Raw genomic sequence first — 14,974 nt, 5'->3', positions numbered from 1 at the left:
CCCTACTTTCTTTTCCCTTCCTTTGCCAAAGTTCTTTTTAATTGAATCCGATTTTTATCAATTGAAGAAGTAAAAATAGGTCGCTTCCCCTGTACACTGAAGGGTAATCGTACAAAGGCATCCTTTAGATCAGGCCATCTAGGTGGATAGAATGGCTCTGTAAATGGCCTTCCTAGGGAAGTAAGCCTTAATAGATGTGTAACAAGAAACATAATCGCTAACGCCAATCCGATAATTCCCCACATCTGTGCAAGAATAATGAAGGGGAAACGAAGTAGGCGAATTGTGTTACCGATGCGATAGATAGGTGTTGTAAAAGAAGCCAGTGCTGCTAATGCAACTAAGATCAATAAGACATTACTCGTAATACCAGCCTCAACAGCTGCCGTTCCAATAACAATACCCCCAACGATACCAATGGTTTGGCCAATTTTCGTAGGAAGTCTCGCTCCAGCCTCACGTAAAAGTTCAATCGTTAATTCAAGAATAAGCACTTCCAAAATTGGTGGAAATGGAATATCCTTTCGAGAGGAAATGATTGTACCAAGTAAATCAATCGGTACAACGTGATAATGATAAGTTAAGACAGCAATATACAATGGTGTTACTAAAACAGAAAACATCACCGCAAAAATTCGAATGATACGAAACGCTGTTGCAAGTGGCCATGTAAGAAAATAGTCCTCATAGGATGCAAAGAACTCGACCAATGTTGTTGGTCCTGTTAACACATGGGGGGAACCATCACAAATAATCGCAATTTTCCCCTCAATAATTGCACTAGTAACTCGATCTGGTCTTTCGGTATCCATTAATTGTGGAAATGGTGAGGTAGAATTATCTGCAATCATTTGTCCAATGAAAGAACTGTCGATGATCTGATCATATTCAATATCTTTAATTCTCTGAATAATGGTATCGATATTTTCTTGATTGGCTATGCCATCAATATACATGATCGCTACAGACGTTTTTGTGACTTTACCTACCTTTAATAGTTTCATTTGCAAATGTGGTAATTTGATTCGTTTTCTAATTAAGTTCACATTCGTATGCAGATCTTCTATAAATGCAATCTTAGGTCCAATAACACTAAATTCTATTTCAGGCATATCCACATTTCGGTCAGTTTCAAACTTAGCAGGCATTAGTAGTACTTGTTGGTCATCGTCTTTTAAAGTGATCGCAATAAATCCTGATAGTATTTTTTCTTCGATTGCCCCTAAATCAGAGGTCACTTCTGTTTCATCAAAAGGTAGTATGTTTTTAATTTCTTGAACATTATGGATAGATAGATCCTGGAAATATGGTAAGAGATTCGTTTTAATTTTTTCTGTATTGATTAGGGATTGATAATAATAGACAGTAATAGCCGAATTATTGCCAAAACGTAATTGCTTGAAATCATCGCTTTCTCTCATGAAAGTGATAAGGTCTTGAAAGCTCTCAATAGAAGGAGAGTGATTTGTTTTTTTCCATAATCTACGTAACATAAAATAATTCCCTCTCTATGCTGTTAGCTCCATTTTTAAAATGGACGATTGTTTTTTAGTCTAGATCAAAATCATAATCCTATACATGAAGGATTTGTTTACAATTTATTGGCTTTTTTTCATTTGGTTCGTTATGATCACAATAAAGACATGAGGAGGTAATCGAAGATGAATTTTGTCCAAACAGAACATGAAAAAAGATTGTATAGGATGGCAACAGAATTATCTATCAAAATTCGTGAAAGACGGAAAATAGCTGATCAAGCGGCTTCATTGCCTATCGAAACGATAGAGGATCTAAGAAAAGCACACTATCTATCATTAACTCTTCCGAAAAAATATGGAGGAGAAGCATTATCCTTATATGAATTCTTACTATTGCAAGAAAAGCTAGCGGAAGGAGACGCGTCTACTGCGCTTTCTGTAGGATGGCACTTAGGAGTTGTCAAGGAATTAAGTGAGGAGCATATCTGGGAAGAAGCAATGTATGACTTTCTTGCCAAAGAGGTGGGCGAAAAACAAATGCTTGTAAATCGTGCAGCAACGGAACCGGCAACTGGTAGTCCAACGAGAGGGGGAATTCCTGAGACGAAGGCGGTAAAGAAGGGTGATCAGTATGTTATCAATGGTAGAAAGTCCTTTACCAGCATGGCAGAGGTGTTGGACTATTTTATCGTTACGGCATATATTGAAGAAAAGAAAGCGATTGGCTCGATTCTCATACCGAAAGAGACTAATGGTCTTCATGTCGAGAAAACATGGGATACTCTCGGTATGAGAGGTACGGGTAGTGATGATTTGGTTTTAGAAAACTGTCAAGTGCCAAGTAAGTATTTAGTAGAAATTAATGATAAACCGAAAAAGCCAAAGCCAAAAGGATGGCTATTACATATTCCTGCATGCTATTTAGGTATTGCAATGGCTGCAAGGAACGATGTCATCGAATTTGCTAAAAACTTTCAACCTAACAGTTTAAAGCATCCGATATCTGAAGTAGAGCATGTGAAACAGAAAATGGGAGAGATAGAGTTAAAATTAATGCAAGCACGATATTTTATGTATAGTGTGGCAGAAAAATGGGATCAACATCCAGAGTCAAGAAAAAGCCTCGCGGGTGAGTTAGCAGCAGTAAAAGTAGTTGCAACCAATGCTGCAAATGAAGTAGTCGATCTTGCCATGCGCATCGTTGGTGGAAGAGGGCTATCGAAAACAATGCCATTCGAACAGTATTATCGTGATGTTCGTGCAGGTCTACACAACCCTCCAATGGATGATATGGTATTACAGATGTTAGCAAAGAACGCTTTTTCTTCGTAAATAGACACCAGACTATATTTGATACATAAGCTATAGAAGAATAGCTTAAGGATGATGCTAAATGGGAGCAATTGTTGATCCGAGGAAAATATATACCTTTGAACAGATGAAGGTGGACATCGACTGTCTTTGTATCAAATATCCTTACTTAGCAAAGGAAATAATCGGTTATTCGGTGGAAAAGAGAGAGTTGTTTGCCATAAAACTTGGTACAGGTTCGAAAAATGTCCTATTAAATGGTGCACATCATGCAAGGGAATGGCTAACGACAGCACTTTTGATGAATATGATCGAATATTATTGTGAGTTAGTGCAATTAAAAGCAGATTTCCGTAAATTGCTACAGGATGTTTCAATTTGGTTTATCCCGATGGTCAACCCAGATGGGGTTACTCTTGTACAAACAGGAAGTAATCTTCCTTTTCTCCGCACATTAAACAATGAATCAGACGATTTTCGTGCATGGAAGGCAAATATCCGTGGAGTTGATCTAAACAGACAATATCCAGTTGATTGGGAATCAATTGATGATCAAATGAAGAAACCAGCACCTGCAATGTATAAAGGGGCACAACCTTTAAGTGAACCAGAAGTAAAAGCATTGTATCAATTTGTCCTTGAGAAAGACTTTTGTAATGCTGCTTGTTATCATTCTTCCGGAGAAGAAATTTTTTGGAAATATAAAATTACTGGCGAACTTCTAAATCAGGCAAAAGGATTAGCTAACGATTTGGCAGAGCTGACAGGTTATCAGCTTGTTGAACCAGACGGTGAACCAAGTGGTGGGGGGTTTACTGATTGGTTTTTGATGCAAATGGAAAGACCAAGCTTCACGATTGAAATCGCCCCATATATTGGACCTAGGCCAGTTCCAATTACCTATTTTGATCAAATTTGGGAACAAAATAAAGAGGTTGGTATCTTTTTAGCTGAAGCATGTTTAGGTACCTAAACATGCTTCTTATCCATGCGTCAATCTTAAGCCACTTGCTGATGATGCTTACCTTTTATGCTTCTAATGTGATCGTTTGCTTGTGAGAAATAACGGCTTGATATGCTGCCAATAGCTCTTCAAAGCGATCCTCCCATTTTTGCTTGTGTGCATAGCGAACGGCATTTTCCTCTAATTGTTTTCGCCAGCTATCGTTACCTAAGATGCTTGCGATAGCAGTAAGGTACATAGAATAATCACCCTTGTCACAAAGAATCCCTGTAAAGCTTTCCTTAATAATCGTTTTCACACCACCTGCATTAGCTCCTACAACTGCTGTACCACATGCAAGTGCTTCAAGTACTACATTTCCGAAGGTCTCACTTTCAGAAGGAAATACAAAACATTCGCTAGAAGCAACTATTTCCGCTACTCTTTTTTGTGGTAGAAAACCAGTGAATGTTACATTATTATTTTCGATTTGACTCTCAAGGCTTGCTTTGGCTGGACCATCTCCCACAATCATCCAATGGATTTGGTCATTGATTTCTGCTGACATATGATTAATAAGATAGCATAAAGTCTCCATATTTTTTTCTGGTGCAAGTCGCCCTACATAGCTGAGTATATATTTTTTCGATATATTATATTTTTGTCTGATTTGATCCTTCGAATAGTTTGGATGAAATATCGAAGAATCGACACCACGCTCCCATACTTGAATGTTGGAGAAATTTCGTTTATTTAATTGTTCGAACGTATAGGTTGATGGAACAAAAATGCGGGCCATAGATTGGTGGAACCATTCCATATAACGCCATAATGGTTTGGATAATAGAGGAAGATGATAATATTGAAGATAGTGATCAAAGTCAGTATGATAGGAGCCTACTAAAGGAATATCGAATTTTTTGGCATAGCGAATTCCGCATAAACCAATTGAAAAAGCCGTTGCAACGTGGATAATATCAGGATTAAAGGAATGTAAAAGCTCCTTGATTTCATTTTTGTTAGGGACTGAAATACGACAGTCTGGATAAAGTGGGAAAGGAAAGCTTGATTGCAAATAGATTTGTTTCGTTCCTTGCTCCTTTCGACTCCTTTTTGGTGAAATAACAATATAAGAATGATTCGTCTTATCCAAATAACGGGTTAATCTACCTAGTGTTTTCGCTACACCATTTACATCAGGGAGAAACGTGTCTGTGAAGATGGCGATTTTCATTTTGTCACACCCCTCGTATATTGAGTCCTTCCATTCAAACATATGTCGAATAAATGTAAAGAACAACTTATTATTGTAAAATAAATGTAAAACATAAAAGGTGTGGGCAAGTAGAGGAGGGGAATGAAGGATTTTTTTATGATGAAAAAAACCGTATAAATCTCTTGGTGGATTTACACGGTTTAAAAATCAATTTTACCTCTTACTGGCAGGAAGGGCAAAAACCATAAATTTCGAATTTGTGATCATCTATCATATATTGCTTTAATTCTTCATCAATTAGTTCCATAGGGCAATGATGAATTTCTTTCGTTACTCCACAGTTTTTACAAATAAAATGATGATGATGATGGTGATCACACTTCAGTCGAAAATGTTTTTCTCCATTCAGTTCTGTCGACTCTAAGATACCAAGCTGATCAAATAAGTGTAAATTCCGATAGATGGTATCAAAACTGATCCCCTCGTAGTTAGGTTCCATATTTTCAAGAAGATCTCGTGCTGTTCTATAACGATTCTCCACAACGAAGAAATCAATCATATGCTCTCTTTTTTCTGTATATTTATATCCTTTTTCCTTTAACAAACCTAAAGCTTCTTGTTTATTCATTTCAACACCTCACCATGGCTTTGATGCTTTCTATTAAGCAAGCTTTGAGTTATTTTTTTACCGATAATAGTAGCTATTAATAAGAAAATTAGAAGAACCACAATCGTTCCCCCTGGTGGAATTTCGAGGTAATATCCACTGATAAGTCCTAAAATTACTGCTACCTCTCCAAATATTATCGCATAAATAATCGTTTGTTTAAACCCTTTTGCTATTCTTATGCTTGCGGCTACAGGCAAGGTCATTAGGGCAGAAACGAGTAACACTCCAACAATTCGAATCGAAGCTGCAATGACAAGTGCTGTCAGTAGAATGAAAATAAAATGAATTCTTTTTGCATGAATCCCAGTTACTTCTGCGTGTTCTTCATCAAAAGAAAGAAGAAATAATTCCTTATAAAACAAAAAAATGACGGCACAAACAATGATAGCTATTACGATAATACTAAATAAATCGTTTCTACTTACCGCTGAGACAGATCCAAACAAGTAGTTATATAAATCCGTGTTAAATCCGTTGGCAATGGAAATAAAAATAACACTTAAACCAACGCCCCCAGATAATATAATCGGGATTGCCAATTCCTGAAAGGCTGTATAAACACGTCTCAAACGTTCAATTAATATAGCACCGATAACGGAGAAGCCTAGTCCAGAATAAAAAGGAGTAATCCATAGAATTCCAGTCTTTTTTTCCATTAATAATCCAAATGCAATACCCGCTAGAGTGACATGTGATAATGCATCAGCGATTAAGGAAAGTCTTCTTACCACAATAAAAGCACCTAGTAATGGTGCAATAATACCAATGATGATACCAGTTAAAAATGTATTTCTTAAAAATTCGAATTCTAATAAATTTGCTAACATGAATGTTCCTCCGATTTAGTGCTGATGTGACACGAGATTCAGTTGATGTCCATAGAATTGAGAAACCTCTTGATCCGTCATTTCTTGGAATACTTTAGGATCACCATGAAAATGCAACGTTTTATTTAGACATACAACCTGTGATGCATGATGAGTCATTGTGCCGATGTCATGAGTAACAAGTAATAATGTAATGTTTTTCTTGTTTAGCTCATGAAGTAAATTAAAGAATTTTTCAACGTTCTCCGCATCTACTCCAACTGTTGGCTCATCAAGGATAAGTAATTCAGGGTCACTTACTAAGGCGCGAGCGATAAAAATTCGTTGCTGCTGTCCTCCTGAGAGATCTCCAATATTATCATGACTATACGCCTCCATTCCAACAAGAGCAATGGCTTGTTTAATCTTCTGCTTATCTTGTTTAGTAAATCTCCTAAAGTATCCTTTTTTTGAGGTTAAGCCCATGGCTACTACCTCCTCTACGGTTGCGGGGAACCCACGATTAAAGGTATTGGATTTTTGTGATACATAACCAATTTTGTTTTTTTGTTTAAATCTTTCGATGGATTGCCCGAATAAAGAAATAGAACCATTAGTTGGTTTTTCAAGACCAAGTAATAGCTTTATTAAGGTAGTTTTACCACCACCATTTGGACCAACTAAACCAATAAACTCACCGGATTTAATGGAAAAATCTATATTCGATAATGCTTGTCTGCTACCATAATAAAAATCGACACTATGCATGTTTACAATGTCTTCATTCATAGAAAAACTCCTTAAAGAAATATATAGAAACATTTTATCGTAATCATTCCGTTTTGTAAATATGAATTACTTGCTTCCATTAATTCATATCAGCTAAAATAAGCATAGCAAGTTAGACTAGCAAAGGATGGAGGAAAATCGATGAGTATTAAATTTTTTTGGTATCCAAAGTGCGGTACTTGTAGAAATGCAAAAAAATGGCTAGATGAAAATGGTGTGGATTATGAACCAATACATATTGTCGAAAATCCACCATCTGAAGAAGAATTAAGAGCAATTGTTCAAAAAAGTGATCTTCCGATAAAGAAATTCTTCAATACTAGTGGGAAAAAATATCGTGAACTAGGTCTAAAGGATAAAATTAACGAAGCTAGTGAGGAAGAATTAATTCAATATTTAGCTTCAGATGGTATGTTAATTAAGCGACCATTAGTTGTGGGTGACGAAGAAGTAACGTTAGGATTTAAAGAGGAAATATTTGACCAAACTTGGAAATAACGATTATATTAAATAGAGGAGAGCATTTACAAAAAGCTAATTAATAGTGGGGGCGTGCGAAACCCCACCAGTCTTAGTTTATGGAGGGTTTTAGATGAATTTACCAGAATCATTATTGTATTCAGAAGAACATGAGTGGGTAAAAAAAGAAGATGGAAAAGTAAGAATTGGTATTACAGATCATGCCCAATCAGAACTTGGTGATATTGTATTTATCGAATTACCTGAGGTTGGAGATGAAGTAGAAGCAGACGAGCCATTTGGCAGTGCAGAATCTGTGAAGACGGTCTCTGAGCTATATGCACCGGTTAGCGGTAAGGTCGTTGAGGTGAATGAAGATTTAGAGGATAGCCCAGAATTAGTAAACGAATCACCATATGAAAAGGCATGGATGATCGTAGTGGAACCTAGTGATGAGGCAGAATTTGATGATTTAATGTCTGCAGATGACTATGAGAATATGATTAATGAAGAGTAATCATTACGACAAGTTGGCATTCGCATAATAGGCGAATGCTTAATTTGTATAAGAATCTGTTCCGTTTTCATGTTAATACTCATAACTTTTATCCAATTATCCATACAATAAAGTAAGACTTCTAATTAGGGATGTCTTAGAGACAGATACTAATTTGTCTCCGGTGTTTGTAGTCTGATGAAGTAGGTGAGCCAATGCTAAATATAGATACAAAACTAATTATCGTGGAAGGTCGAACAGATAAAGAAAAAATTGAAAAAGTTATTGATGATCAAGTGGAAATTGTTTGTACAAATGGAACCATTGGATTAGAACGGCTAGAAAATTTGATTGAAGCTTATCATATGGATCATCGCGATGTTTATATTCTAGTAGACGAGGATAATGCTGGAAAAAAGTTAAGGAAACAATTATCGAGAGAACTACCGCATGCTGTGCATATCTATGTTGATAAAGCTTTTAGGGAGGTTGCGGCAACCCCGGAACCTGAGCTCGCGGCAGCATTGATTTCTTCACACATCATGATAAATCCGAACTATTTGCTATAAAGGGGATTAATATGAAAGAAATAACAAAAGACAACTGGCGCCCATTTCACAAACCAGCAATTGTTTTTGTTCATACTCCTTTTTGTGCAACCTGTCAATTAGCAGAAAAAATGTTACATGTATTAGAAGAGGCAGACATCGATCTGACGATACATCGCATGAATGCCTCTTTTTTTCCAGAGTTTATGCAAAAAAATAAAATAGAGAGTGTTCCATCCCTATTATTAGTAAAAGAAGATGTGGTGGAATCACGATTATATGCGTTTGAGTCTGTTACGAAATTGTTTGGGGTGCTAGAAGATTGGAAGCAAAAATGGAGTATTTAGTAAAAAATACGAGTATTTAAGAAAAAATGGATAAATACCGTAATCATCTAATGATATCCTTCTTTAATGGTTACACAGTACTTCAGAATCGCCGTCAGTCAAGTTGGATGATAAAGAGGTTGATGGTAAAATATTATCTGTAATCAAAAGAAAGGATTGATTTATTATTAATGACCAACAGTTACATCTTAACTACACGACAGAGATGGAAAAAGCTATGCTACAAAACCATGGAGTTGGCTATGCGCAATACAGTAGACAACTTTCTAAGCGAATGAACGTAGAAAGAGCTAGAGAGAAAAGTTACATGGAAAGCCAAAGAGTAGTCCAAGATGTAGAACGTCAAGTCCATAGATAAATCATTATAATAGAAATAAATAGAACAACAGCTGATTTTAGGCTGTTGTTTTTTTGCTTGTTACGAAGAAAACTAGTATTCTACGGTTACAGTTACAACACTATAATCAGTATTTAGAGTTTTCTGAGAAGATTGTTGTCTTGGAATGTTCGATCATCTATGAGTAATTGTGATATAATATGAACCAAAGCGATGTTTTAATGGTTGATTATAGATTCGAAATAGTATAAGATTATAATGAGAATAAAGTGAGAATGGATGTAAATTTCACTTAATATCAAGATAAATATGTTTTGGAGGTTGTTATTTATGGCTAGATCTACTTTAGAAATTAAAGATCTTCATGTTGAAATTGAAGGTCAGGAAATATTAAAAGGTGTTAATTTAACGATTAATGGTGGGGAGTTCCATGCGGTAATGGGTCCAAATGGAACGGGTAAATCTACCTTAGCATCAGCAATAATGGGACATCCTAAATATGAGGTAACAAAAGGACAAATCCTATTAGATGGTGAAGATGTATTAGAAATGGAAGTAGATGAGCGTGCACAAGCAGGTTTATTCTTAGCAATGCAATATCCAAGTGAAATTAGTGGTGTGACCACATCTGATTTCTTACGTTCTTCTGTTAATGCACACCGTGAAGAAGGAGATGAAATTTCTTTAATGAAATTCATCAAAGAAATGGATTCTGCTATGGATTATCTAGAAATGGATAAGAACATGGCACAGCGTTACCTAAATGAAGGTTTCTCTGGTGGAGAGAAGAAAAGAAATGAAATTCTTCAATTAATGATGATCCAACCAGCTATTGCAATCCTTGATGAAATTGATTCTGGTCTTGATATCGATGCACTGAAAGTTGTAGCAAAAGGTATTAACAAAATGCGTAGTGACGATTTCGGTTGCTTAATTATTACACACTATCAACGTTTGCTAGATTACATTACACCTGATCATGTTCATATTATGATGCAAGGACGTGTCGTGAAATCAGGTGGACCAGAATTAGCACAAAGACTTGAAGCAGAAGGATATGAATGGATTAAAAAAGAACTTGGAATCGAAGATGAAACAGTAGGACAAAACGCATAAGGATTAGGAGGTATCGTATGACTGTGGAAACAAAATTACCATATGATCAGGAATATGTTCGGTCCTTTTCCGAAAAACGAAATGAACCGAAATGGATGCAAGACTTACGAATACAAGCATTAGATTTGGCAGCAGGATTAGAAATGCCAAAACCAGATAAAACACGTATTGTTCGTTGGAACTTTGATGATTATCAACATGATGTAGATGGTACTACCATTTCGTCATTAAATGAATTGCCAGAAGATATTCAAGTTTTCCTTGATATGGAAAATCAAAACGAAAACCTGGTTATTCAACGTAATCAAACAATTGCCTATAAATCGATTGCGCCTAAATTAGCAGAACAAGGTGTCATTTTAACCGATATTCAAACAGCATTGAAAGAACACAGTGAATTAGTTCAAAGATACTTTATGAAGGATGCAGTTCAAATAGATGAGCATCGTCTAACCGCTTTGCATACAGCATTGATGAACGGTGGTGTCTTTGTCTATGTACCAAAAAATGTACAGGTAGAGGAACCACTTCAAGCAATTTTCTGGCAGGAAGATCCAGAAGCGGCGACCTTTAATCATGTCATCGTGGTAGCAGAAGCGAATAGTTCTTTAACATATGTAGAAAATTATATTTCTCAAAACAAATCAGAAAATGCGGTAGCCAATATCGTTGCTGAAGTAATTGCACATGATAATGCAAGCATTAATTTTGGCTCTGTTGACAATTTCTCTAGTGGTACAACGGTGTATGTGAACCGTCGTGGTGTCGCATACCGAGATGCTAAAATCGAATGGAATTTAGGTCAAATGAATGACGGAAATACGGTTTCCGAAAATATTACTCATTTGATTGGTGACAATTCTTATTCTTATGCGAAAACCGTTGCCGTTGGTCGTGGAGACCAAACACAAAATTATACGGCGAAAATTGTGAACTATGGTAAGCAATCGGAAGGTTTAATTCTTCAGCATGGGGTAATGAAGGACAGTGCTTCCTCTATTTTTAATGGTATTGGTAAAATCGAGCATGGTGCATCAAAATCCAATGCAGAACAAGAGTCACGTGTCCTTATGCTAAGCAAGGATGCACGTGGTGATGCCAACCCAATATTACTCATTGATGAAGATGATGTAACAGCAGGTCACGCAGCATCTGTAGGACGTGTTGATCCTGTTCAACTTTACTATTTAATGAGCCGTGGTATTTCTCAACAAGAAGCAGAAAGATTAATTATTCATGGTTTCTTGGCACCAGTGGTAAAGGAAATACCAATCCAGGCAGTCCGTGAACAATTAACTGAGGTTATTGAAAGGAAAGTATACTAATGGATGTACGTACCATTCGTGAGCAATTTCCCATTTTAAACCAGGAAGTTAATGGACACCCTTTAGTGTATTTAGACTCAGCGGCTACATCACAAAAGCCAATGGCAGTGATGGAAGCTTTAGATAATTACTATAAACAAAATAATTCCAATGTGCATCGTGGGGTGCATACATTAGGAACGAGAGCAACCGATCAGTATGAGGGTGCAAGAGATAAAGTAAAGCAGTTTATTCATGCCTCCTCTACTGAAGAGGTGATTTTTACAAGAGGAACTACTACATCTATTAATATGATCGGCTATGGTTATGCTCGTCATTTTCTACAAGAAGGTGACGAAATTGTTCTTACACAAATGGAGCACCACAGTAATATTATTCCATGGCAACAAGCGGCTAAGTATACTGGTGCAAAACTGAAGTATATACCGATGGAAGAGGACGGCACCCTTTCCTTAGATGCGGTCCGTTCCACTATTACAGAAGCCACTAAAATCGTGGCGATTGCCCATGTTTCTAATGTATTAGGAACGATTAATCCTGTGAAGGAAATAGCAGAGATTGCCCATCAAAATGGGGCGATAATTGTCGTAGATGGTGCTCAGGGTGTTCCTCATATGAAGGTGGACGTACAGGAACTAGATTGTGACTTTTATGCTTTCTCTGGACATAAAATGTGTGGACCAACTGGTGTAGGTGTTCTCTATGGAAAAAAAGCTTTGCTCGAGAAAATGGAGCCTGTAGAATTTGGTGGAGAAATGATTGATTTTGTTGATCTATATGATTCTACATGGAAAGAGCTTCCTTGGAAGTTTGAAGGAGGAACCCCTATTATTGCTGGAGCAATTGGCTTAGGTGCTGCCATTGATTTTCTTCAAGAGGTAGGCTTAGATAACATCGAAAAGCAAGAACAAGAAATTGTTCAATATGCACAATCAAAATTATCAGAGGTAGAAGGAATAACGATTTACGGACCTGTAAATCGAGGAGGACTTATCACCTTTAATATCGAGGGAGTTCATCCGCATGATACGGCTACAGTACTAGATGCAGAAGGAATTGCGGTACGTGCAGGTCATCACTGTGCTCAGCCATTAATGAAATGGCTAGATGTTACCGCAACTGCAAGGGCAAGCTTTTACTTGTATAATACGACGGATGATGTTGACCGCCTAGTGGAAGGAATACAACGAGCGAAGGAGTATTTCGGCGATGTCTTTTAATAACTTAGATACACTGTACCGACAAGTCATTATGGATCATTATAAAAATCCGCGTAATCGTGGAAGTTTAGACAATGGATCTGTTACAATTGATATGAATAACCCTACTTGTGGGGATCGAATTGAGTTACACCTTCAAATTGATGATGGCATTGTTCAAGATGCTAAATTCGAGGGGGAGGGTTGTTCTATCAGTATGTCATCCGCATCAATGATGACCCAAGCAATTAAAGGAAAAAAAGTAGAAGATGCCTTAAAGATGTCTTCGATCTTTTCTGATATGATGCTTGGTGAAGATGTAGAAGAAGTGGATTTCGATTTAGGAGATATTGAAGCATTACAAGGTGTTTCTAAATTTCCTGCAAGAATTAAATGTGCAACCTTGTCGTGGAAGGCGATGGAAAAAGCGGTCGCAACAGACCAAGAGCACTAAGCAAGAAATCCCAATATAGGAGGTATTAACATGGCGAAAAAAGCACCTGAAATAGGCGAATATAAATATGGTTTCCATGATAGAGATGTTTCCATTTTCCGTACAGAAAAAGGTTTAACTCGTAAAGTCGTGGAAGAGATTTCTCGAATGAAGGAAGAACCTGAGTGGATGCTAGAATTCCGCTTAAAAGCATTAGAACAATTTTATAAAAAACCGATGCCACAATGGGGTGGTGATCTTTCAGAGCTTGACTTTGATGAAATTACGTATTACGTAAAACCATCCGAGCGTTCTGAACGTTCTTGGGATGAAGTACCTGATGAAATCAAACAAACTTTTGATAAATTAGGTATTCCAGAAGCAGAGCAAAAATATCTTGCAGGTGTTTCTGCACAATATGAATCTGAAGTGGTTTATCACAATTTAAAGGAAGACCTAGAAGAGCTAGGTATTGTCTTTAAAGATACGGATACTGCTCTAAAAGAAAATGAAGATTTATTTAAAGAATACTTCGGTAAAGTTATTCCAGCGTCAGATAATAAATTCGCTGCCCTTAACTCTGCCGTATGGTCTGGTGGTTCCTTTATCTATGTACCTAAAGGAGTAAAAGCTGATACACCACTCCAAGCATATTTTCGAATTAACTCAGAAAATATGGGTCAATTCGAACGTACGCTTATCATTGTGGACGAAGGAGCTTCCGTACACTATGTAGAAGGTTGTACAGCACCAACTTATACAACAAACTCTCTTCACAGTGCAGTTGTAGAGATCTTTGTTAAAAAGGATGCATATTGCCGTTATACAACCATTCAAAACTGGGCAAACAATGTGTATAACCTTGTAACAAAACGTGCAACATGTGATGCGAATGCCACAATGGAATGGATTGATGGTAACATTGGTTCCAAATTAACGATGAAATACCCTGCGATTATTTTGAAAGGAGAAGGTGCGCGTGGTAATACCCTTTCCATTGCATTAGCAGGTAAAGGGCAACACCAGCATGCTGGTGCCAAGATGCATCACTTAGCACCAAATACTTCTTCCACAATCGTATCTAAATCAATTTCTAAACAAGGTGGTAAAGTAACCTATTTAGGTATGGTTCACTTTGGTCGTAAAGCGGAAGGTGCGCGCTCTAATATTGAGTGTGACACATTAATTATGGATAATAAGTCAACATCTGATACGATTCCTTATAATGAGATTCTAAATGAAAACATTTCGCTTGAGCATGAAGCAAAAGTTTCTAAGGTTTCTGAGGAACAATTATTCTATCTCATGAGTCGTGGTCTTTCAGAGGAAGAAGCAACGGAAATGATTGTAATGGGCTTTATCGAGCCATTTACAAAAGAACTACCAATGGAATACGCAGTAGAAATGAACCGTTTGATCAAGTTTGAAATGGAAGGCTCAATCGGTTAATATGAAAAGACCCTTGCTACACAAAGTGTGTGGCAGGGGTCTAATTTATTTT

The 14,974-nt window shown here is 36.9% G+C and carries 17 protein-coding genes; 12 read left to right on the top strand and 5 right to left on the bottom strand.

Features of this window, described 5'->3' with window-relative positions; all coding sequences use genetic code 11:
* Positions 1-2 precede the first annotated feature (2 nt).
* Positions 3-1,493 (bottom strand): spore germination protein, encoded by a 1,491-nt coding sequence (locus ACZ5N5_RS18370; protein ID WP_464372875.1) that lies wholly within the window; start codon positions 1,491-1,493, stop codon positions 3-5.
* Between the two features lie 168 nt (positions 1,494-1,661).
* Here ACZ5N5_RS18370 and ACZ5N5_RS18365 point away from each other — a divergent pair, with 168 nt between their 5' ends.
* Together ACZ5N5_RS18365 and ACZ5N5_RS18360 are read left to right on the top strand one after the other, a co-directional pair.
* Positions 1,662-2,810, top strand: coding sequence for an acyl-CoA dehydrogenase family protein (locus tag ACZ5N5_RS18365; protein ID WP_109983489.1), 1,149 nt, complete (start codon positions 1,662-1,664; stop codon positions 2,808-2,810).
* Positions 2,811-2,871: 61 nt separating this feature from the next.
* Complete coding sequence (locus ACZ5N5_RS18360; protein WP_277678616.1) at positions 2,872-3,762, top strand: M14 family metallopeptidase; 891 nt, start codon at positions 2,872-2,874, stop codon at positions 3,760-3,762.
* A 55-nt stretch (positions 3,763-3,817) separates the two neighbouring features.
* Here ACZ5N5_RS18360 and ACZ5N5_RS18355 read toward each other — a convergent pair whose 3' ends face one another.
* From ACZ5N5_RS18355 to ACZ5N5_RS18340, 4 genes are all read right to left on the bottom strand, one after another.
* On the bottom strand, positions 3,818-4,966 hold the full coding sequence (locus ACZ5N5_RS18355; protein ID WP_277678615.1) for a glycosyltransferase family 4 protein: 1,149 nt from the start codon (positions 4,964-4,966) through the stop codon (positions 3,818-3,820).
* A gap of 202 nt (positions 4,967-5,168) precedes the next feature.
* The gene (locus ACZ5N5_RS18350; protein WP_054859956.1) at positions 5,169-5,576 is read right to left on the bottom strand and encodes a Fur family transcriptional regulator; all 408 of its coding nucleotides are present in this window, start codon (positions 5,574-5,576) and stop codon (positions 5,169-5,171) included.
* Positions 5,573-6,445, bottom strand: coding sequence for a metal ABC transporter permease (locus ACZ5N5_RS18345; RefSeq protein ID WP_109983486.1), 873 nt, complete (start codon positions 6,443-6,445; stop codon positions 5,573-5,575). The genes ACZ5N5_RS18350 and ACZ5N5_RS18345 overlap by 4 nt, the downstream gene beginning before the upstream one ends.
* Before the next feature lie 15 nt (positions 6,446-6,460).
* On the bottom strand, positions 6,461-7,213 hold the full coding sequence (locus ACZ5N5_RS18340) for a metal ABC transporter ATP-binding protein (protein WP_109983485.1): 753 nt from the start codon (positions 7,211-7,213) through the stop codon (positions 6,461-6,463).
* Between the two features lie 141 nt (positions 7,214-7,354).
* On the opposite strand from ACZ5N5_RS18340, the gene ACZ5N5_RS18335 reads away from it, so the two are divergent.
* The 10 genes from ACZ5N5_RS18335 to sufB all read left to right on the top strand — a co-directional run bounded on the left by ACZ5N5_RS18335 (position 7,355) and on the right by sufB (position 14,922).
* Positions 7,355-7,711, top strand: coding sequence for an arsenate reductase family protein (locus ACZ5N5_RS18335; protein ID WP_464372874.1), 357 nt, complete (start codon positions 7,355-7,357; stop codon positions 7,709-7,711).
* Positions 7,712-7,805: 94 nt separating this feature from the next.
* Positions 7,806-8,189 carry a glycine cleavage system protein GcvH gene (gene gcvH / locus ACZ5N5_RS18330; protein ID WP_054859958.1) on the top strand — a complete coding sequence of 128 codons (384 nt, stop codon included), beginning with the start codon at positions 7,806-7,808 and terminating at the stop codon, positions 8,187-8,189.
* Positions 8,190-8,383: 194 nt separating this feature from the next.
* Positions 8,384-8,737 (top strand): toprim domain-containing protein, encoded by a 354-nt coding sequence (locus tag ACZ5N5_RS18325; RefSeq protein ID WP_277678614.1) that lies wholly within the window; start codon positions 8,384-8,386, stop codon positions 8,735-8,737.
* An 11-nt stretch (positions 8,738-8,748) separates the two neighbouring features.
* The gene (locus ACZ5N5_RS18320; RefSeq protein WP_054859959.1) at positions 8,749-9,063 is read left to right on the top strand and encodes a thioredoxin domain-containing protein; all 315 of its coding nucleotides are present in this window, start codon (positions 8,749-8,751) and stop codon (positions 9,061-9,063) included.
* A 205-nt stretch (positions 9,064-9,268) separates the two neighbouring features.
* Positions 9,269-9,421, top strand: a complete 153-nt coding sequence (locus ACZ5N5_RS18315; RefSeq protein ID WP_277678613.1) for a hypothetical protein — start codon at positions 9,269-9,271, stop codon at positions 9,419-9,421.
* Between the two features lie 309 nt (positions 9,422-9,730).
* Complete coding sequence (sufC, locus tag ACZ5N5_RS18310; RefSeq protein ID WP_054859960.1) at positions 9,731-10,516, top strand: Fe-S cluster assembly ATPase SufC; 786 nt, start codon at positions 9,731-9,733, stop codon at positions 10,514-10,516.
* Positions 10,517-10,533: 17 nt separating this feature from the next.
* Positions 10,534-11,841, top strand: coding sequence for a Fe-S cluster assembly protein SufD (sufD, locus tag ACZ5N5_RS18305; RefSeq protein ID WP_464372873.1), 1,308 nt, complete (start codon positions 10,534-10,536; stop codon positions 11,839-11,841).
* Positions 11,841-13,061 (top strand): cysteine desulfurase, encoded by a 1,221-nt coding sequence (locus ACZ5N5_RS18300; protein WP_464372872.1) that lies wholly within the window; start codon positions 11,841-11,843, stop codon positions 13,059-13,061. The genes sufD and ACZ5N5_RS18300 overlap by 1 nt, the downstream gene beginning before the upstream one ends.
* Positions 13,051-13,494 carry a Fe-S cluster assembly sulfur transfer protein SufU gene (gene sufU / locus ACZ5N5_RS18295; protein WP_109983480.1) on the top strand — a complete coding sequence of 148 codons (444 nt, stop codon included), beginning with the start codon at positions 13,051-13,053 and terminating at the stop codon, positions 13,492-13,494. The genes ACZ5N5_RS18300 and sufU overlap by 11 nt, the downstream gene beginning before the upstream one ends.
* A gap of 30 nt (positions 13,495-13,524) precedes the next feature.
* On the top strand, positions 13,525-14,922 hold the full coding sequence (gene sufB / locus ACZ5N5_RS18290) for a Fe-S cluster assembly protein SufB (protein WP_109983479.1): 1,398 nt from the start codon (positions 13,525-13,527) through the stop codon (positions 14,920-14,922).
* Positions 14,923-14,974: the final 52 nt, after the last annotated feature.

The sequence above is a fragment of the Gracilibacillus sp. JCM 18966 genome (assembly GCF_055392695.1).
The sequence above is the reverse complement of the archived record's forward strand: the minus strand, read 5'-3'. Positions and strand labels throughout refer to the sequence as shown.